The organism is Pseudaquabacterium pictum (assembly GCF_005403045.1).
Taxonomy (GTDB): domain Bacteria; phylum Pseudomonadota; class Gammaproteobacteria; order Burkholderiales; family Burkholderiaceae_C; genus Pseudaquabacterium; species Pseudaquabacterium pictum.
In genome coordinates this window covers 1-17,537 of the sequence record NZ_BJCL01000013.1, presented here as the reverse complement: position 1 = coordinate 17,537, position 17,537 = coordinate 1, and the positions used below count along the sequence as shown (strand labels likewise).

Sequence of the window (17,537 nt, the reverse complement as noted above, 5' to 3'; positions counted from 1 at the left end):
GCGGCACAGTGCAGGTCTGTCCAGCCTGCCCACCGCCATGACGACCACCGCCCCGCAAGACCGCAGCTACACCGAGATCCGCGACGCCGTGCGCGCCCTGTGCGCCGAGTTTCCCGACAGCTACCACCGCGAGGTCGACAGCCGCCGCGCCTACCCCGAGGCCTTCGTCGACGCGCTGACCAAGGCCGGCTGGATGGCCGCGCTGATCCCGCAGGAGTACGGCGGCTCGGGCCTGGGCCTGGCCGAGGCCAGCGTGATCATGGAGGAGATCAACCGCTGCGGCGGCAACTCCGGCGCCTGCCATGGCCAGATGTACAACATGGGCACCCTGCTGCGCCACGGCTCCAAGGCGCAGAAGGAGCTGTATCTGCCGCAGATTGCCACCGGCGCCTTGCGCCTGCAGAGCATGGGCGTGACCGAGCCCACCACCGGCACCGACACCACCAAGATCAAGACCACGGCGCTGAAGAAGGGCGACCGCTACGTGGTCAATGGCCAGAAGGTGTGGATCAGCCGCATCCAGCACAGTGACCTGATGATCCTGCTGGCCCGCACCACGCCGCTGTCGGACGTGAAGAAGAAGAGCGAGGGCATGTCGATCTTCATCGTCGACCTGCGTGATTCCATCGGCAAGGGCCTGGATGTGCGGCCGATCCCGAACATGGTCAACCACGAGACCAACGAGCTGTTCTTCGAGAACCTGGAGATCCCGGCCGAGAACCTGATCGGCGAGGAGGGCCAGGGCTTCAAGTACATCCTGGACGGCCTGAACGCCGAGCGCACGCTGATCGCCGCCGAGTGCATCGGCGATGGCTACTGGTTCATCGACCGGGTCAGCAAGTACGTCAGCGAGCGGGTGGTGTTCGGCCGGCCGATCGGCCAGAACCAGGGCGTGCAGTTCCCCATCGCCGAGGCCTACATCGAGGTGGAAGCCGCCAACCTGATGCGCTGGAAGGCCTGCGATTTGTTCGACGCGCACCTGCCCTGCGGCGCCGAGGCCAACATGGCCAAGTACCTGGCGGCCAAGGCCAGCTGGGAGGCGGCCAATGCGGCCATCCAGTTCCACGGCGGCTTCGGCTTCGCCTGCGAATACGACGTGGAGCGCAAGTTCCGCGAGACCCGGCTGTACCAGGTGGCGCCGATCAGCACCAACCTGATCCTGAGCTACGTGGCCGAGCATGTGCTGGGCCTGCCGCGGAGCTTCTGATGGCCGGCCCATTGCCCCTGGAAGGCATCACCGTCGTCACGCTGGAACACGCGATCGCTGCGCCGTTCTGCACCCGCCAGCTGGCCGACCAGGGCGCGCGGGTGATCAAGGTCGAGCGGCCGGGTGTCGGTGACTTCGCCCGCGCCTACGACACGCGGGTCAACGGGCTGGCCAGCCACTTCGTCTGGACCAACCGCAGCAAGGAAAGCCTGAGCCTGGACCTGAAGGCTGAGGCCGCGCCCGAGATCCTGGACAAGCTGCTGGCCGAGGCCGACGTGCTGGTTCAGAACCTGGCGCCGGGTGCGGCGGCGCGCATGGGGCTGTCCTATGCGGTGCTCAGCCAGCGCTACCCCAAGCTGATCGTCTGCGACATCTCGGGCTACGGGGAAGACGGCCCCTACCGCGACAAGAAGGCGTACGACCTGCTGATCCAGAGCGAGTCGGGCTTTGTCTCGATCACCGGCACACCGGATGAACCCAGCAAGGCCGGCTGCAGCATCGCCGACATCGCCGCCGGCATGTACGCCTACACCAACATCCTGACCGCGCTGCTGCAGCGTGGCCGCACGGGCAAGGGCCGCCACATCGACGTGAGCATGCTCGAGGCAATGACCGAGTGGATGACCTACCCGCTGTACTACGCGTACGACGGCGCCACGCCGCCGCCGCGCGCCGGCGCGGCGCACGCCACCATCTACCCCTACGGCCCGTTCGCCACCGGCGACGGCAAGACAGTGATGCTGGGCCTGCAGAACGAGCGGGAATGGGTCAGCTTCTGCCAGCAGGTGCTGCAGCAGCCCGCACTGGCGACGGATGAGCGCTTCAACGCCAACGCCAAGCGCACCGCGGCACGGGCCGAGCTGCGCGCGCTGATCGAGCAGACCTTTGCGCCGCTGACGGCCGCCCAGGTGGTCGAGCGGCTGGATGCCGCCGGCATCGCCAATGCCCAGGTCAACACCATGGCCGATGTCTGGGCCCATCCGCAGCTGCAGGCGCGCGGCCGCTGGACCGAGGTGGCCACGCCCGCCGGCCCGGTGCCGGCGCTCCTGCCGCCCGGCTGCACCGACGCCCGCATGGATGCAGTTCCCGCCCTGGGCCAGCACACGCGCAGCGTTCTGGTCGGCCTGGGCTACACCGAACAACAGATCGACGCCCTGGCAGGCGCCGGCACCGTCTGAGGAGACACCGCATGACCACCGACACCACCGCCCAGCTGGCGCAGTTCGCCGCCAGCCTGAAGTTCAGCGACATCCCCGCGCCGGTGCTGCGCCGGGCCGAAGACCTGTACCTCGATTGGTTCGCCTCGGCGCTGGCTGGCAAGGGTGCGCGGCCGGTGGAGAGCATCACCCGCTTCATGCGCCGCATGGGGCCGGACAGCGGGCCCAGCCAGATCCTGATCGACCGCAGCAGCAGCAGCCCGCTGGTGGCGGCGGTGGCCAACGCCGCGGCCTCGCACTTCGCCGAGCAGGACGACGTGCACAACGGCAGCGTGTTCCACCCGGCGGCGGTGGTGTTTCCGCCGGCGCTCGCCGTGGCCCAGGCCATCGGCGCCAGCGGGGCCGATCTGCTGACCGCCAGCGTGGTGGGCTACGAGGTCGGCATCCGGGTGGGTGAGTTCCTTGGCCGCTCGCACTACCGGATCTTCCACACCACCGGCACGGCCGGCACCATCGCCGCCGCGGCGGCGGTCGGTTGGCTGCTGAAGCTGGACGCCACCCAGATGCGCCATGCCTTCGGCTCGGCCGGCACGCAGGCGGCGGGGCTGTGGGAGTTCTTGCGCACCGCGGCCGACAGCAAGCAGTTGCACACCGCGCACGCCGCCGGCGCCGGGCTGACCGCGGCCTACCTCGCGGCCGACGGCTTCACCGGCGCGCAGGCCATCTTCGACGGCAAGCAGGGCATGGCCGCCGGCATGAGCAGCGACAGCGATGCCGCCAAGCTGGCCGATGGCTTGGGGCAGCGCTGGGCGCTGGCCGAGACCTCGTTCAAGTACCACGCCAGTTGCCGCCACACCCACCCGGCGGCCGATGCGCTGCAGACCCTGATGCGCGAGCACCGCATCGCCGCCGACCAGGTGGCCAAGGTGGTGACGCAGGTGCACCAGGGCGCCATCGACGTGCTGGGCCCGGTGGTCGACCCGCAGACGGTGCACCAGGCCAAGTTCTCGATGGGCACGGTGCTGGGCCTGGTGGCGGTGAAGGGCTTTGCCGGCCTGACCGAGTTCGATGCCGACTACAAGGCCGCGCCGGTGGTGGCCTTCCGCGACAAGGTCAGCATGGTGCTGGATGCCGAGGTGGACACCGCCTACCCGGCGCGCTGGATCGGCAAGGTGCAGGTCACCACCACCGACGGCCGCCAGCTGGCCGCCCGGGTGGACGAGCCCAAGGGCGACCCCGGCAACACCCTGAGCCGAGCCGAGCTGGAAGACAAGGCCCAGCGCCTGGCCGCCTACCGCGGCGGTGCGACTGCGGCCGAGATGCAGACGGTGATCCAGCAGGTCTGGGGCCTGGCGCAGGCCACGACCGTGCCGCGCTTCCTGGCATGAGCGGCGCGCCGCTGCAGCGCAGCCTGCTGTTCGTGCCCGGCCATCGGGCCGACCGTTTCGACAAGGCCCTGGCCGCCGGCGCCAGCGCGGTGATCATCGACCTGGAAGACGCGGTGGCGCCGCCCGACAAGGAGTCCGCCCGCGCCACGCTGGCGGCGTGGCTCCGACCGGAGCATGCGGTGATCGTCCGCATCAACAGCGCCGAGACGCCGTGGTTCCAGGCCGACCTGGCGCTGTGCGGTGCCCCCGGCGTGGCCGGTGTGATGCTGCCCAAGGCCGAGCGGCCCGATACCCTGGCCCAGGTGCGTGCCGCCGGTGCCCGCGGCCTGCTGCCGCTGGTGGAAAGCGCGGCGGGCATCGCCAACCTGGATGCCATCGCCCGCGCCCCGGGCGTCTGGCGCCTGGCCTTCGGCTCGATCGACCTGCAGGTGGACCTGGGCCTGAAGGATGCCACCGAGGAGGAACTGCTGCCGTTCCGCCTGCAGCTGGTGCTGGCCTCGCGGCTGGCCGGCATCGGTGCGCCGGTGGATGGCGTCAGCACCGCCATCGACGATGCCGACCGGCTGCAGCAGGACGTGGCCCGCGCCCGCCGCCTGGGCTTTGCCGGCAAGCTGTGCATCCACCCGAAGCAGGTGGGCGCGGTGAACGCCGGCATGGCCCCCAGCGATGTCGAGCGTGCCTGGGCCCAGCGGGTGCTGGCCGCCGCAGCCGCGGCCGGCGGCGCCGCGGTGGCGGTGGACGGCAAGATGGTCGACAAGCCGGTGCTGCTGCGCGCCGAAGCCATCCTGCGCGAAGCCAGCTGAAGCCGGCGCAGCCTGGCTTCAGGCCGGCGCCCTGGCCCGCGCCATGGCCTGGGCGGCCAGCGCCTCCGGCTCGGTCAGTGCCGGCAGCTCCAGCTCGAACACCGCGCCGCCGCCGGGGTGGTTGCGGGCGCTGATGCGGCCGCCGTGGCCGTCCATGATCTTTCGGCAGATCGCCAGGCCCAGGCCGGTGCCGCCCGATCCGTCTTTGGTGCGGCTGCTCTGCACGAAGGCCTCGAAGATGCTGTCCAGCTCGGCCTGCGGGATGCCGGGGCCCTGGTCGCGCACGCTGATGCGGTGCGTGCCGCCCGGCTCGGCCTGCCAGTCGATGTGGATGGTGCTGCCCTCGGGCGCGAACCGGATGGCGTTGGCCAGCACATTGCGCAGCACCTGCTGCAGGCGAAAGGCATCGGCCGCGGCCCACAGCCCTGGCGCGCCGGGCGGCGGCAGCTGCAGCCGCAGCGTGCGGGCCTGGGCCAGGCCCTGCAGCTCGTCGGCCACCGCACGCAGCGCCGGGGTGATGTCCTGCGCGACACGCTGGATCTCGCCCACGGTGGATTCCAGCCGCGACAGGTCCAGCAGGTTGTTCACCAGCACCAGCATGCGCTGGCCGGCACTGTGGATGCTGGCGAACATGCCCTGCAGCCGCGGTTGTGCACTGCCGCGCGCCTCGCCCAGCTCGGAGAAGCCCAGGATGGACTGCAGCGGCGTGCGCAGCTCATGGCTGATGTTGGCCAGGAACTCGCTCTTGGCGGCGTTGCTGCGTTCGGCGGCCTCCTTGGCCTCGGTGGTGCGCTGGGCCACCTCGCGGAACTCGGTCACATCCATCAGGCAGATGATCACGCCGGCCACCTCGCCGCCGGCGTCGACGAAGGGCGTCACCCGCAGCATCACGTCGCGGGGCAGGCCGTCGTTGTCGAGGATCTGCTCCTCGTAGGCCACGGTCTGGTGCGCGGCGATGGCCAGTTGCTCCTGCGCCTCGTGCGGGGCGGCCAGCTGCGGCGGGTACAGCCGGCCCAGGTTCTGGCCGATGGCGCGCTCGGCTGAGATGCCGGTCAGTGCCTCCCAGGCCTGGTTGACGCGCAGGAAGCGGCCGCGGGCGTCCTTCACCACCATCGGGATCGGGCTGACCTGGAACAGCCGGTCGGTGAAGGCGTCCTGCGCCGCCAGGCTGCCGCGGGCGGCCTGCAGGTCGATGCGCACCGCCTCGTGGCTGCGCAGGCTGCGCCAGGCCACGAAGGTGACGGCGCCCAGCCCCAGCAGCAGCAGCAGCGAGCCGCCGGCCACGTTCAGGCCGATCTCGCGCAGCTGGGCCTGCGGCACCGCCGCGGGTGTCTCCACCACCACCACCAGCGGCTGGCGGCGGGCGGTGCGCCAGGCCAGGTACATCGGCGCGCTATCCAGGCCCGGGCCCAGCCGCAGGCCGTGCTCGCGACCGGCGGGCAGTGCCTGGGTGAACAGCGGATCCTGTTTCAGCCAGCTGCCCGGCGCGCGCCGGCTGGCGGCCGAGGGCACCAGCAGCTGGCCGCCGTAGGACAGCAGCGAGGCGCTCAGCGGCGTGCCCTGCAGCAGCAGGTCGTACTGGTTGGCGAAGTAGTCGGGGTTGATGGCGGCCACCAGCCAGTCGCTGTCGGCGTCGGGCCGCAGCGGCAGCAGCAGCGGGATCAGTCGGGCGCCGCTGTGGCGGGCCAGTTCGGTGTCGGCTGGCAGGGCGACCAGCTCGGCCAGGTCACGCCCCGGCAGCAGTGGCCCCAGGCCGCTGGTGGCCGGCGCCGTCAGCAGCCGGCTGCGCTGCAGTTGCAGCCCCAGGTTGCCCGGCGCCGAGCTGGCCACCACGCGGCCCTGGGCATCGAGCAGGCTGATGCTGCGCAGGAAGGGCAGGGCCTGGATCGACTGCTGCAGCAGCGGCGACAGCTGCATGCCCTGGCCTTGCTGGCGCTGCAGGCGGGCGGCCTCCAGCGTGGCGCCCATGGCCAGGTCGACGGCATTGAAGGTGCGGTTGGCGTGGTCCTCCAGCACCCGGGCGTACAGGGCGCCCTGTTCGGTGGTGTTCTCCTCCAGCTCGCGCCGTTCGTAGGCCATGAAGCCCAGCGCCGCGGCCACCACCAGGCCGGCCACCGCGCCGCTGGCGCCCAGCAGCCAGCGGCTGTGCAGCCACGCCGGCAGCGGGGCGCTCGGGCTGGCGGTGGCGCCAGGCGTCATCGCGGCACCGGCGGCGCGCTACTTGCGCACCACGATCTCGGTCAGCCCGTGGCGCCGGGCGGCGGCCTCCAGCCGGCCGTCGCGCTTGATGTTGGCGACGAACTCGTCCACCCGCCGCAGCCAGGCTTCGTCGCCCGGTTTCACCGCATAGGCATAGGGCAGGGCATGGAAGGCCTTGGTGGGCGACACCAGGCGGGCCCAGTCGGCGTTGTCGAGCAGGCGCCGGCTGTACGGGAAGTCGGTCATGAACACATCCACGCGGCCGGCTTCCAGCTCCTGCTCGCGGGTCTGCGGCGGCTTCACCACCACCAGCTTGGCCTGCTTCAGCGCGGCGGCCATCACCGGCTCCATGAAGGTGCCGGCCTGCACCGCCACCTGCATGCCCGGCTGGTCGATGTCCTCGAAGGTCTTGATGCGGTGGCTGCGGGTGGTGATGCCGTAGATGTCGCTCTGCAGGTAGGGCTGCGAGAACTTCAGCTTCTCGGCGCGCGCCGGCAGCACGGCCACCGCATGCATGGCGATGTCGCAGCGGTCGCTGATCAGGTCCTCGATCAGCTTGGGGAAGGAAGACTCGACGTACTCCAGCTTCAGCTTCATGTCCCGCGCCAGCTCGGCCGACAGCTCGATGTCGATGCCGGTCAGCTGCTGGGTGCGCGGGTTGCGCCAGGTGATGCCATAGTAGTCGGGCCAGATGCAGACCTTCAGCGCGCCGGCCGCCTGGATGCGGTCGAGCACCGGGCCGGCCAGTGCCGCTGGTGCCACGGCGGCCAGGGCCAGCGTGGCCGCCAGCATGGGCAACGGGTGGAACAGGCGGGCAGTCAGGGTGCGCATCATCGCGGGCGGGCGCCGGCGGGGCGGCGGCGCGGGTGGGGCAGACACAACCGCCAGTGTCGCACCGCCGGCCGGGCCGCAGGGCGCGGGCCGGTCTGAAATGATCAAAATGAACGCTGGATCAGCCGGGCTTTTGCACGGCATCTGCGGCCGTGCCGGCCTCACAGGTCGGTGCGCAGCTTCCAGAGCTCGGGGAACAGTTCCACGTCGAGCATGCGGCGCAGGTAGCCGGCGCCGCTGGTGCCGCCGGTGCCGGTCTTCATGCCGATGATGCGGGTGACGGTGGTGAGGTGGCGAAAGCGCCAGAGCCGGAAGGCGTCTTCCAGGTCGGTGAGCTCCTCGCCCAGCTGGTACAGGTCCCAGTGGGCCTCGGGGGCCCGGTAGGCCACCAGCCAAGCCTGCTCGACCGCGTCGCTGGCGGCATACGGGCGCGTCCAGTCGCGGTCGGTGTGGCTGGCGGGCACCGCCAGGCCGCGGCGGGCCATCAGGCGCAGCGCCTCGTCGTAGAGCGACGGCGCGCGCCAGGCGGCCTCCACTTCGGCCAGACGCTGCGGGCTGTGGGCATGGGGTTGCAGCATCGCGGCGTTCTTGTTGCCGAGCAGGAACTCGATGCAGCGGTACTGCCAGCTCTGGAAGCCGCTGGACCGCGCCAGGTAGGGCCGGATGGCGCTGTACTCGGGCGGCGTCATCGTGGCCAGCACATCCCAGGCATGCACCAGCTGTTCCATGATGCGGCTGACCCGCGCCAGCATCTTGAAGGCGGTGGGCAGCTGGTCGGCAGCGATGGCGGCGACGGCGGCGCGCAGCTCGTGCAACATCAGCTTCATCCACAGCTCGCTGGTCTGGTGCTGCACGATGAACAGCATCTCGTCGTGTGCCGGCGACAGCGGGTGCTGGGCGCTGAGCACCGCGTCCAGGTGCAGGTAGTCGCCGTAGCTCATGTCGGCGCTGAAGTCGAGCTGCGCGCCCTCGTGCCGTTGCAGGTCGGCGGCCGGCGGCGCCGGCGTGGGCGCGGCGGCGTCGCCATCGGCGCCATGGCCGAACGGGCAACCGCTCATGTCACCACCCCGCGCTGGTTGAAGCGGGCCTCGCGCCACTCGCCGGTCTCCAGCACCTGGCGCAGCTGTTCCACCGCATCCCACACATCGGCAAAGCGGGTGTACAGCGGGGTGACGCCGAAGCGCAGGATGTCGGGCAGGCCGTCCTTCGCATCGCCGGCGCGGAAATCGCCCACCACGCGGCGGGCGATCAGCGCCTGCACCACCGCAAATGCGGCGCCGGCCTGGCCGGCGGCGCTGTCAGCCGAGAAGGCCAGGCAGACCTGACTGCCGCGCTGGGCATCGACATCGGGCGAGGCGAACTGCAGGCCGTGCCCACCGCAGCGCTGCTGCACCAGGTCGATGAACAGCCGTGTCAACGCCAGCGACTTGGCGCGGATGGCCGCCATGCCGCCCAGCGGCCGGGCTGCCAGCAGGGTGTCGACGCCGCATTCCAGCGCGGCCATGGCCAGCACCGGCGGCGTGCCGCAGAGGTAGCGGGTGATGCCCGGCGCCGGCTGGTAGCCCGGCTCGAAGGCGAACGGCGCGGCATGGCCGTGCCAGCCGGCCAGCGGCTGCCAGGCCTGGCTGGCATGGCGCGGATGGGCCCAGCAGAAGGCCGGCGCGCCGGGGCCGCCGTTGAGGTACTTGTAGCCACAGCCCACCGCAAAGTCAGCGCCGTCGGCGGCCAGTGCCACCGGCACCGCGCCGGCGGAGTGGGCCAGGTCCCACACCGTCAGCGCGCCAGCGGCATGGGCGGCGGCGCTGAGCGCAGCCATGTCATGCAGCCGGCCGTTGCGGTAGTTGACCTGGGTGAGCATCAGCACCGCGGTGCTGGGGCCGAGGGCGGCGGGGATGTCCTCGGGCCGGTCGACCAGGTGCAGGGTGCAGCCGTGCTGGCGGCCCAGGCTTTCGGCGATGTAGAGGTCGGTGGGGAAGTTGCTGCGTTCACTGACGACCACGGTCCGCGCCGGATCGGCCGCGCGCTGCAGCGCCAGCGCGGCCGACAGCACCTTGAACAGGTTGACGCTGGTCGAATCGGCCACCACCAACTCGCCGGCGCCCACGCCCACCAGTGGCGCGATCTTGTCGCCGATTTGCTGCGGCAGCGCCATCCAGCCGGCGGCGTTCCAGCTGCCGATCAGGCCCTCGCCCCATTCCTGCGACACCACCTGGGCCACACGGGTGGCGGTGGCGCGGGGCAGCACGCCCAGCGAGTTGCCATCCAGGTAGACCAGTCCGTCGGGGATCTGGAAAAGCTGGCGCAGCGGGGCCAGGGCGTCATCGGCGTCCAGCGCCAGGGCATCGTGTCGGGTGGTCATCGGTGGCATCTTTCAGAGGGCGCGCAGCACGGCACGCACGGGTGACGCATCGGCCGTCATCAGCTTCAGCGGCAGGGCGATCAGCTCGTAGTCGCCCTCGGGCACGTCGTCGAGCACCAGGTTCTCCAGCACCCGCAGGCCGCGGGCGCGGATCACCTGATGGCTGGGCAGGGCCTTGCTGTCGGCGGGGTCGATGCTGGCGGTGTCGATGCCGATCAACTGCACGCCGGCATCGGCCAGCCGGCTGACGGTGTCGGGCGCATAGGCACTGAGCGCGCCGTCCCAATCTGTGGGCTGGCGGGCATAGGTGCGCACCAGCACCCGCGGCGGCAGCTGGTGCAGCGCATGCTGCAGGTGCTGCCAGGTGACCAGCGGCCCGCAGCCGATGGCATGGATGACGCGGCAGTGACCAAGGAAGGGTGCCAGATCCAGCGCGCCGACGGCGGCGCCATCGGCGCTGTAGTGCAGCGGCGCATCGGCATGGGCCCCGGTGTGCGGGCTGAGCGTCAGCGTGGCCACGTTCACAGGGCAATCGGCCGACAGCGTGGCACCCCAGGTTTGCTGATAAGGCGCATCACCCGGAAACACCGGCGAGCCCGGCTGCACAGGCGGAGAGATGTCCCAGAGGCGTCGCATCCGGGAATCATAGTTGCCAGCTGTTTAATTGACAACTAAAGCAAATTGCTGCTCGGTCTGGGATGGTTGGCAGCTTCGGGCTCGAAGCGGAACTTGCCGGTTCGCCATCTTCAGCGCGATCGCGCAGAAACCAATTTCCGCAACGAGCCCAAAGCGAAGCTCAGGGCTTCTTCTCCAGCCGCATCACGTCGTTGTCGCGGCGCATGTTGAAGCGGTTGAGGAAGCTGTTGCCCAGCAGCACCACCGGCATGTCCGACGGCACCACCACGCCGGCCACGTTGGCGATCTCCACGTCGCCCACCCGCACCGAGGTCAGGTTCACCGCGTAGACCGGCACTGTGCCGTTGGCCGTGTGGGTCAAGCCCGGGCGGCCGCGCTTCCAGTCCAAGCCGATGCGGTTGGCTTCCGACTGGCTCAGCGCCACGCTGGTGGCGCCGGTGTCGACGAGGAAGGTCACCTGCTTGCCGTTGATGGTGCCGGCTGCGCTGAAGTGTCCGCCGCTGCCCATCGGCAGCACGATGCTGCCGCTGCCCTCGGCCGTGCCGCCGCCCGTGCCCACCCGGGAGGGCGCCGCGCCCAGGCGCAGCAGCCGCACCTGGCCGCCCACCTCCACCTCGGCTTCACCGTCGCCCAGGCGCCGCAGTGTCACGCCACGGGCGCTGGCGCCCACGGCCAGCATCTGCGGCTGGCCGTCGATGACCAGCAGTGCCTTGTGGGCCCCCATGCTGCCCTGCAGGCTGACCGACTGGGCGGCCGCACCGGCGGCCATGGCCGCCAGCACCAGGGTGACGGCCGCGCGGCGCATCAATCGCGGAAGTTGTTGAACGCCAGCGGCACGTCGGTGACGTCCTTCTTCAGCAGTGCAATGGCGGCCTGCAGGTCGTCACGCTTGCCGCCGGTGATGCGCACGCTGTCGCCCTGGATGGCGGCCTGCACCTTCAGCTTGCTCTGCTTGACGATGCCCTGGATCTTCTTGGCCGTCTCGCTGTCGATGCCCTGCTTGACGGTGACCGTCTGCCGCACCTTGTCGCCACCCATCTTCTCGATCTTGGCGCTGAAGTCGAGGAAGCGGATGTCCACGCCGCGCTTGGTCAGCTTGCTGGTGAGGATGTCGCGCACCTGGGCGATCTGGAAATCGCTGTCGGCATGCAGTTGCAGGCTGCGGTCCTTGCCGGCCTCCACGCTCTCGATCTTGGCCGCCGAGCCCTTGAAATCAAAGCGGGTGCCGATCTCCTTGTTGCTCTGGTCCACCGCGTTGCGCAGCTCCACCAGGTTGGGTTCAAGCACGGTGTCGAAGCTGGGCATGGCAGGGCTCTGGGAGGCGGGCAACGGCCTGGATTTTGCCACGCAGGGGTGGCCGGCAGGCGGCCGCCCGGGGCTACAGCGCGGTGCCGGCGAAGCCCATGCGCTGCAGCAGCGCACGGCCGGTGTCGAGCAACTCGCGCAGCTGGGCGGCGGCGGCGGCGCAGTCGTCGGGGCCGTAGCCGGCACCCTCGGCTTCGATCTTCAGGGCCAGCGCATTCACCGCGCGCAGGCCCAGGCTGGCTGACGCACCCTTGACCGCATGGGCCAGGCTCTTGAGCACCGCGGTTTCGCCACGGTCCAGCGCGGCCAGCAGGTTGGCCGAGCTGCCGGATTCATCGCTGAAGAAGCCGGCCAGCACCGATTGGTAACCCGACAGGGTGACGCCGACGCACAGGTCGCCGATCACCGCCATGTCCAGGTGCAGCGCCACGTCGCTGGCGCGGAATCGCCGCCGCGCCGCTGCCGGGGCAGCGGCTGGGGGGGGCGGCAGGTTGGTGGCAGGCACGGGGGCAGAGGCGGTGGCGGGTGGGTTGTCCAACGCCAGCGGCGCCAGGCCAGAGTCGTCGAATTCGCCTGCGCCGGCACGCGGCCCTTGGGCACGCGCGCCGAACAAGGCGCTGAGCAATGCCTCGATATCGTCCGGCTGCACCGGTTTGGACAGGAAATTGTTCATGCCGGCCTCGAGCACGCGCTGGCGCGTGTCGGCAAAGGCGTCGGCGGTCAGCGCCACGATGGGCACCTTGTTCATCGGCGCCGGCCCGGTGCGCAGCGCGCGGGTGGCCTGCAGGCCGTCCTGCACCGGCATGTGCACATCCATGAAGACCAGGTCGGGCACCTGTGCCGTCACCATGGCCACGGCCTCGGCGCCGTTGCTGGCCAGGCGCACCCGGTGGCCCATGCGGCGCAGCAGGATGGCCAGGAACTTGCGGTTCACCGGGTGGTCGTCGGCCACCAGCAGGTCCAGCCCTTCGCCGGCATCGCCGCCGTCGGCGGGTTCGATCGGCAGCAGCTCGCCTGGGGCGGTCAGCGCCTCCAGCCGGTCGGGCCGTGCGCCGGGCAGGTCCAGGCTGAGGGTGAACACCGAGCCCTGGCCCGGCTTGCTGTCGACGGTGATGTCGCCGCCCATCATGCGGGCCAGGCTGCGCGAGATCTCCAGCCCCAGGCCGGTGCCGCCGAAGCGGCGCGAGGTGCTGTCGTCGCCCTGGCTGAAACGCTGGAACAGCCGCGCCCGCATCGCCTCGCTCATGCCGATGCCGGTGTCGCGCACCACGAAGCGCAGCTCGTGCATCGGCGCATCGCCCAGCGCATCGGCCGGTGCCGGCCGGGTGCTGACGGTCAGCGAGACCTCTCCTTCGTCGGTGAACTTCACCGCGTTGGACATCAGGTTGAACAGGATCTGCTTGAGCCGCTTGCCGTCGGCCATCACCCATTCGGGCGCCTCGGGCGCCACATGCACCCGCAGGTCCAGGCCCTTGGCCTCGGCCGACAGCGCCATCAGCGATTGCACATCACGCAGCAGGCGGTGGAAGTCCAGCGCGTGGGGCACGATGTCGAGCCGGCCGCTTTCGAGCTTGCTGATGTCGAGGATGTCGTTCAGCAGGTCCAGCAGGTGGGTGGCCGATTCGCGGGCGGTGCGCAGGTAGTCGGCCTGCTCGGCGTCGAGCCGGTCGCTGTCGAGCAGGGCCAGCATGCCCAGCACGCCGTTGAACGGGGTGCGCAGCTCATGGCTCATGTTGGCCAGGAAGGCACTCTTGGCCTGGCTGGCGGCCTCGGCCTCGGCGCGGGCTTCCTGCAGGTTGTTGGCCACCTGCTGCAGCTCGCGCCGGCGGCGCAGCAGGCTGCGGAACTGCCGTGCCGTCAGCAGCGCGAAGGTGAGCGTCAGCACGCTCTGGAAGGCCGTCAAGCCCATGCTGAGGCGGGCCTGGTCGCGCACCGCGTCGTTGCGGTCGCCCACGTTCTCGGCGATGCGCTGGTTGGCGCGCAGCGTCAGGTCGTGGATGGGCGCGAACAGCGTCGACAGATCGGCCAGCGCGGCCACCGCGGCCTGCTGCGTCAGCGGCCGGGTGGCGGCCTCGCCCAGCACCGGATCGTGCTTGCGCACGAAGGCATCCAGCGCGGCCATGGTCAGCACATGCTCCTGGCCGAAGTCCACCAGATGCGCCACCCGCTGCGGCTGCACCAGCGGCAGCCGGCTGGCAAACAGCTCGAAGCGCTGGCGCACCCGCTCGGTGACCGGCTCGCGCACGGTGTCGCCGGGCTCCAGCTGGGCCTCGCGCAGCAGGTCACGCAACTGCAGGAATTCACTTTCGACCTGGAAGAAGCTCCAGACCAGGTTGTCGCCCTCGTAGCGCACCGTGCCGCTGAGCAGCGACACCTGGCGCCACTGCACCCAGCCGATGGCCGCCAGCGCCAGCACCAGGCCCACGCCGGTGGCCAGCAGCCAGCCGCTGGGGCGCTGCCAGTCCTGGCGGGGCGGGCGTGGCGGGCGCGGTGGCTGCATCGGCAAGGGGTGGGGACTGCTCAGCGCACTTCCAGCGTGCGCAGCTGCCAGGCCGAGCGGCTGTAGTAGCGCTCGCTGCGCAGATCGGCGCTTTCGTCGTAGGGGTAGATGATGAACAGCGGGCCCTTCTCGCGCACCGGCATCGGCTGGCCATCGAGCCGGGTGGCCAGCAGCACCTTGTGGCGCAGCGCGTCTTCCACCGGGATCTCCACCTTGTAGTCGTTCAGCGCCACCGCGCGCAGGGCCGTGCCCTTGGCGCCGGCGGCGGCCAGCACATCACGCAGCAGCGGACCACTGAAGCGCTTGGGCTCCTTGAACCAGGGCGTGCTGGTGGTGAAGCTGTGCTGCGGCAGGGCCTCGAGCATGGCCATGTCGAAATCGGCGCGCGCACCGGCATTGGCCTGGCTGAGCGTGCCCACCACCGACAGCACCACCTTGCCCTTGGGCGCCGCCAACGCGCGGGCGCCGCCGGTGGCCAGCAGCGTGGCGGCGGCCAGGCCCAGCCGCAGCGTGCGGCGGCGCGTCGGCGAGGGCAGGCCCTGGCGGGCCGGGAGCAGCGGTGCGGAAGCGGGCGGCAGCTGGGACATGGCGGAATCCTGTAGGGTGGTGCGGACACGGCTGATGCGAGAGTGTCCGACACCCGAGCCCCCGCTCAGCCGCCGAACAACCCGACCACGGCGGCCCAGTTCCGTCGTGCAGCCCGGAGGTGGCGGCTGTCGGTCAGAATCCGGCCATGCCGTCCTCGCCACCCACGCTGGAGATCGCCCGCCTGGCCAACCTGCGCGCGCTGAACACCTTCGGCCTGCCGGCGGTGGCGCACACCCTGGTCACCATCCACGGCGATGCCGACGTGCGCCGCGTGCTCGATCACCCCGAACTGGGCCGCGCGCCCAAGCTGGTGCTGGGCGGTGGCAGCAACCTGGTGCTGACCCGCGACCCGGCCGCCGTCGTGCTGCGCGTGGCCGTGCCCGGCCGGCGTCTGGTGGCCGAGCGGGAGGATGCCTGGATCGTGGAATTCGGCGCCGGCGAGACCTGGCACGATGCCGTGGCCTGGACGCTGGACCAGGGCCTGCCCGGGCTGGAGAACCTGGCGCTGATCCCGGGTACCGTGGGCGCGGCGCCGGTGCAGAACATCGGCGCCTACGGCCTGGAGCTGGCCGACCGCTTCGACAGCCTGGACGCGGTGGACCTGGTGACCGGCCGCAGCGTGACGCTGGATGCCGCGCGCTGCCACTTCGGCTACCGGCACAGCGTGTTCAAGCAGCCGGCAGCGCAGGGCGGGTTGGAAGGCAAGAGCGTGATCACCCGGGTGCGCCTGCGCCTGCCCAAGCCCTGGCAGCCGGTGCTGGGCTACCTGGACATCGAGCGCCGCATGGCCGAGACCGGCAACCACACGCCCGACGCGCGCACCGTGTTTGATTGGGTGTGCGCCATCCGCAGCGCCAAGCTGCCCGACTGGCGGGCCATCGGCAATGCCGGCAGCTTCTTCAAGAACCCGGTGGTCAGCGCCGAGCAGTGCCGCGACATCATCGGACGCGACCCGCACATCGTGCACTACCCGCTGGCCGACGGCCGCTTCAAGCTGGCGGCGGGCTGGCTGATCGACGCCTGCGGCTGGAAGGGCAAGCGCGTGGGCAATGCCGGCGTGTACGAGCGCCAGGCCCTGGTGCTGGTGAACTGCGGCGGCGCCACCGGTGCCGAGGTGATGACGCTGGCCCGCGCCATCCAGGAGAGTGTGTACGGCCGCTTCGGCATCCGCCTGGAGCCGGAGCCGGTGGTGGTGTGAGGCAGCATGGCCGGGCCCGCTGCTGACTCCCCCAAGCACGGCCTGGCCGCCGGTGACGGCGCCGCTCCGGCCCGCGCCGACTGGACCATCGACCAGGACTGGGCCGCCTACACCCCGGCCCAGCACGCCACCTGGAAGACGCTGTTCGAACGCCAGACCAAGCTGCTGCCCGGCCGCGCCTGCGATGCCTTTGTGCAGGGCATGGCGGCGCTGCCGATCGGTGCCGATGAAATCCCCGACTTCCGCCGCCTGTCAGACGCGCTGATGCGCCGCACCGGCTGGCAGGTGGTGGCCGTGCCCGGCCTGGTGCCGGATGCGGTGTTCTTCGAGCACCTGGCGAATCGGCGCTTCCCGGCCGGGCAGTTCATCCGCGCGCCGCACCAGCTGGACTACCTGGAAGAGCCCGATGTCTTCCACGACGTGTTCGGCCATGTGCCGCTGCTGATGCACCCGGCCATGGCCGACTTCATCCAGGCCTACGGCGAAGGCGGCCTGCGGGCGCAGCGCCTGGGCGTGCTGGACATGCTGGCGCGGGTGTACTGGTACACGGTGGAGTTCGGCCTGGTGCGGCAGGCCGACGGTCTGCGCATCTATGGCGCGGGCATCGCCTCGTCGGCCACCGAAAGCCGCTTCTGCCTGGACGACCCGTCGCCCAACCGCCTGGGCTTCGACGTGGCGCGGGTGATGCGCACCCACTATCGCATCGACGACTTCCAGGAAACCTACTTCGTCATCGACAGCCTGGACGCGCTGCTGGATCTGGCGCGCATCGACTTTGCGCCGTTGTATGCGCAGACACGCGGGGCGGAGGTGATGGCGCCGGGCGAGGTCGGGGTGGGGGATCGGGTGGTGAAGCGGGGGACGGGGGCTTACCACGCGGCGCGGCGGGGGTAGGCGCGGCGTGGCGGTCGGTCAAGTCTGCTGCCAATGCTGCCGGAAGCTTGTCCATCCCACGATTTGCAGGGCTTGTGGTTTGATCCCATGGTGATCGCAGGCGCTTAGGGACGGTCTGCAAAAGTCCGTCGCCCATGTGCTTGGTCCCGCTGTGAGCCGATGAGACGATGCCGGCCATGAAGCAGCAGAGCCTGGGTCTGGGTCAGTCGACGAAGCGGACGCGACGGCGGGAGTTTCTGAGCGAGATGGAGCGCGTGGTGCCGTGGACGGATCTGGTCGCGCTGGTGTCGCCGTACATGCCCGAAGGCCGTCGCGGTCGTCCGCCGTTTCCCGTCGAGGCGATGTTGCGCATCCACTTCATGCAGCAGTGGTTCAACCTGAGCGACCCGGCGATGGAAGACGCGCTGCACGACGTGCCGCTGTTCCGCGATTTCGCAGGGCTCGGCGGCTGGGACGACCGGCTGCCTGACGA

At 70.8% G+C, this 17,537-nt stretch carries 16 protein-coding genes; 7 read left to right on the top strand and 9 right to left on the bottom strand.

Annotation, left to right across the window (positions count from 1 at the left end; all coding sequences use genetic code 11):
- Positions 1-37 precede the first annotated feature (37 nt).
- The 4 genes from FFT10_RS20545 to FFT10_RS20530 are packed head-to-tail and all read left to right on the top strand — an operon-like array spanning position 38 to position 4,555.
- Positions 38-1,207: an acyl-CoA dehydrogenase family protein gene (locus tag FFT10_RS20545; protein ID WP_137734745.1), complete on the top strand. Its 1,170-nt coding sequence runs from the start codon at positions 38-40 to the stop codon at positions 1,205-1,207.
- Entirely contained in the window at positions 1,207-2,385 is a 1,179-nt protein-coding gene (locus tag FFT10_RS20540) for a CaiB/BaiF CoA transferase family protein (protein ID WP_137734744.1), read from the top strand. Before FFT10_RS20545 ends, FFT10_RS20540 begins: the two co-directional genes overlap by 1 nt.
- A gap of 11 nt (positions 2,386-2,396) precedes the next feature.
- Positions 2,397-3,752, top strand: a complete 1,356-nt coding sequence (locus FFT10_RS20535) for an MmgE/PrpD family protein (RefSeq protein WP_137734743.1) — start codon at positions 2,397-2,399, stop codon at positions 3,750-3,752.
- Positions 3,749-4,555 carry an HpcH/HpaI aldolase/citrate lyase family protein gene (locus FFT10_RS20530; RefSeq protein WP_137734742.1) on the top strand — a complete coding sequence of 269 codons (807 nt, stop codon included), beginning with the start codon at positions 3,749-3,751 and terminating at the stop codon, positions 4,553-4,555. The genes FFT10_RS20535 and FFT10_RS20530 overlap by 4 nt, the downstream gene beginning before the upstream one ends.
- Before the next feature lie 18 nt (positions 4,556-4,573).
- Here the strand turns inward: FFT10_RS20530 and FFT10_RS20525 are convergent, their stop codons facing one another.
- The 9 genes from FFT10_RS20525 to FFT10_RS20485 all read right to left on the bottom strand — a co-directional run bounded on the left by FFT10_RS20525 (position 4,574) and on the right by FFT10_RS20485 (position 14,972).
- Positions 4,574-6,754: a cache domain-containing sensor histidine kinase gene (locus FFT10_RS20525; RefSeq protein WP_137734741.1), complete on the bottom strand. Its 2,181-nt coding sequence runs from the start codon at positions 6,752-6,754 to the stop codon at positions 4,574-4,576.
- A gap of 18 nt (positions 6,755-6,772) precedes the next feature.
- On the bottom strand, positions 6,773-7,588 hold the full coding sequence (locus FFT10_RS20520) for an ABC transporter substrate-binding protein (RefSeq protein ID WP_373282554.1): 816 nt from the start codon (positions 7,586-7,588) through the stop codon (positions 6,773-6,775).
- A gap of 158 nt (positions 7,589-7,746) precedes the next feature.
- Positions 7,747-8,643: a tryptophan 2,3-dioxygenase gene (gene kynA, locus FFT10_RS20515; RefSeq protein WP_137734740.1), complete on the bottom strand. Its 897-nt coding sequence runs from the start codon at positions 8,641-8,643 to the stop codon at positions 7,747-7,749.
- Positions 8,640-9,944: a kynureninase gene (kynU, locus tag FFT10_RS20510; RefSeq protein ID WP_137734739.1), complete on the bottom strand. Its 1,305-nt coding sequence runs from the start codon at positions 9,942-9,944 to the stop codon at positions 8,640-8,642. Before kynU ends, kynA begins: the two co-directional genes overlap by 4 nt.
- 12 nt (positions 9,945-9,956) lie before the next feature.
- Entirely contained in the window at positions 9,957-10,580 is a 624-nt protein-coding gene (gene kynB, locus FFT10_RS20505; protein ID WP_137734738.1) for an arylformamidase, read from the bottom strand.
- A 160-nt stretch (positions 10,581-10,740) separates the two neighbouring features.
- Positions 10,741-11,385 carry a retropepsin-like aspartic protease family protein gene (locus FFT10_RS20500; RefSeq protein ID WP_137734737.1) on the bottom strand — a complete coding sequence of 215 codons (645 nt, stop codon included), beginning with the start codon at positions 11,383-11,385 and terminating at the stop codon, positions 10,741-10,743.
- On the bottom strand, positions 11,385-11,885 hold the full coding sequence (locus tag FFT10_RS20495; protein WP_137734736.1) for a YajQ family cyclic di-GMP-binding protein: 501 nt from the start codon (positions 11,883-11,885) through the stop codon (positions 11,385-11,387). The genes FFT10_RS20500 and FFT10_RS20495 overlap by 1 nt, the downstream gene beginning before the upstream one ends.
- Positions 11,886-11,958: 73 nt before the next feature.
- On the bottom strand, positions 11,959-14,385 hold the full coding sequence (locus tag FFT10_RS20490; RefSeq protein WP_137734735.1) for an ATP-binding protein: 2,427 nt from the start codon (positions 14,383-14,385) through the stop codon (positions 11,959-11,961).
- Positions 14,386-14,405: 20 nt separating this feature from the next.
- On the bottom strand, positions 14,406-14,972 hold the full coding sequence (locus FFT10_RS20485; RefSeq protein WP_137734734.1) for a putative pterin-binding protein: 567 nt from the start codon (positions 14,970-14,972) through the stop codon (positions 14,406-14,408).
- A 146-nt stretch (positions 14,973-15,118) separates the two neighbouring features.
- On the opposite strand from FFT10_RS20485, the gene murB reads away from it, so the two are divergent.
- The 3 genes from murB to FFT10_RS20470 form a co-directional block, all read left to right on the top strand.
- The gene (gene murB, locus FFT10_RS20480; protein ID WP_137734733.1) at positions 15,119-16,171 is read left to right on the top strand and encodes a UDP-N-acetylmuramate dehydrogenase; all 1,053 of its coding nucleotides are present in this window, start codon (positions 15,119-15,121) and stop codon (positions 16,169-16,171) included.
- A 6-nt stretch (positions 16,172-16,177) separates the two neighbouring features.
- Positions 16,178-17,065 (top strand): phenylalanine 4-monooxygenase, encoded by an 888-nt coding sequence (gene phhA, locus FFT10_RS20475; RefSeq protein WP_137734732.1) that lies wholly within the window; start codon positions 16,178-16,180, stop codon positions 17,063-17,065.
- Positions 17,066-17,241: 176 nt separating this feature from the next.
- On the top strand, positions 17,242-17,537 hold a 296-nt coding region (locus FFT10_RS20470), incomplete at its 3' end, for a transposase (RefSeq protein WP_137734731.1).

Coding starts and splice junctions, on each gene's coding strand:
- FFT10_RS20545 (WP_137734745.1), top strand. CDS start 38: ATGACGACCACCGCCCCGCAAGACCGCAGCTACACCGAGATCCGCGAC.
- FFT10_RS20540 (WP_137734744.1), top strand. CDS start 1,207: ATGGCCGGCCCATTGCCCCTGGAAGGCATCACCGTCGTCACGCTGGAA.
- FFT10_RS20535 (WP_137734743.1), top strand. CDS start 2,397: ATGACCACCGACACCACCGCCCAGCTGGCGCAGTTCGCCGCCAGCCTG.
- FFT10_RS20530 (WP_137734742.1), top strand. CDS start 3,749: ATGAGCGGCGCGCCGCTGCAGCGCAGCCTGCTGTTCGTGCCCGGCCAT.
- FFT10_RS20525 (WP_137734741.1), bottom strand. CDS start 6,754: ATGACGCCTGGCGCCACCGCCAGCCCGAGCGCCCCGCTGCCGGCGTGG.
- FFT10_RS20520 (WP_373282554.1), bottom strand. CDS start 7,588: ATGATGCGCACCCTGACTGCCCGCCTGTTCCACCCGTTGCCCATGCTG.
- kynA (WP_137734740.1), bottom strand. CDS start 8,643: ATGAGCGGTTGCCCGTTCGGCCATGGCGCCGATGGCGACGCCGCCGCG.
- kynU (WP_137734739.1), bottom strand. CDS start 9,944: ATGACCACCCGACACGATGCCCTGGCGCTGGACGCCGATGACGCCCTG.
- kynB (WP_137734738.1), bottom strand. CDS start 10,580: ATGCGACGCCTCTGGGACATCTCTCCGCCTGTGCAGCCGGGCTCGCCG.
- FFT10_RS20500 (WP_137734737.1), bottom strand. CDS start 11,385: ATGCGCCGCGCGGCCGTCACCCTGGTGCTGGCGGCCATGGCCGCCGGT.
- FFT10_RS20495 (WP_137734736.1), bottom strand. CDS start 11,885: ATGCCCAGCTTCGACACCGTGCTTGAACCCAACCTGGTGGAGCTGCGC.
- FFT10_RS20490 (WP_137734735.1), bottom strand. CDS start 14,385: ATGCAGCCACCGCGCCCGCCACGCCCGCCCCGCCAGGACTGGCAGCGC.
- FFT10_RS20485 (WP_137734734.1), bottom strand. CDS start 14,972: ATGTCCCAGCTGCCGCCCGCTTCCGCACCGCTGCTCCCGGCCCGCCAG.
- murB (WP_137734733.1), top strand. CDS start 15,119: ATGCCGTCCTCGCCACCCACGCTGGAGATCGCCCGCCTGGCCAACCTG.
- phhA (WP_137734732.1), top strand. CDS start 16,178: ATGGCCGGGCCCGCTGCTGACTCCCCCAAGCACGGCCTGGCCGCCGGT.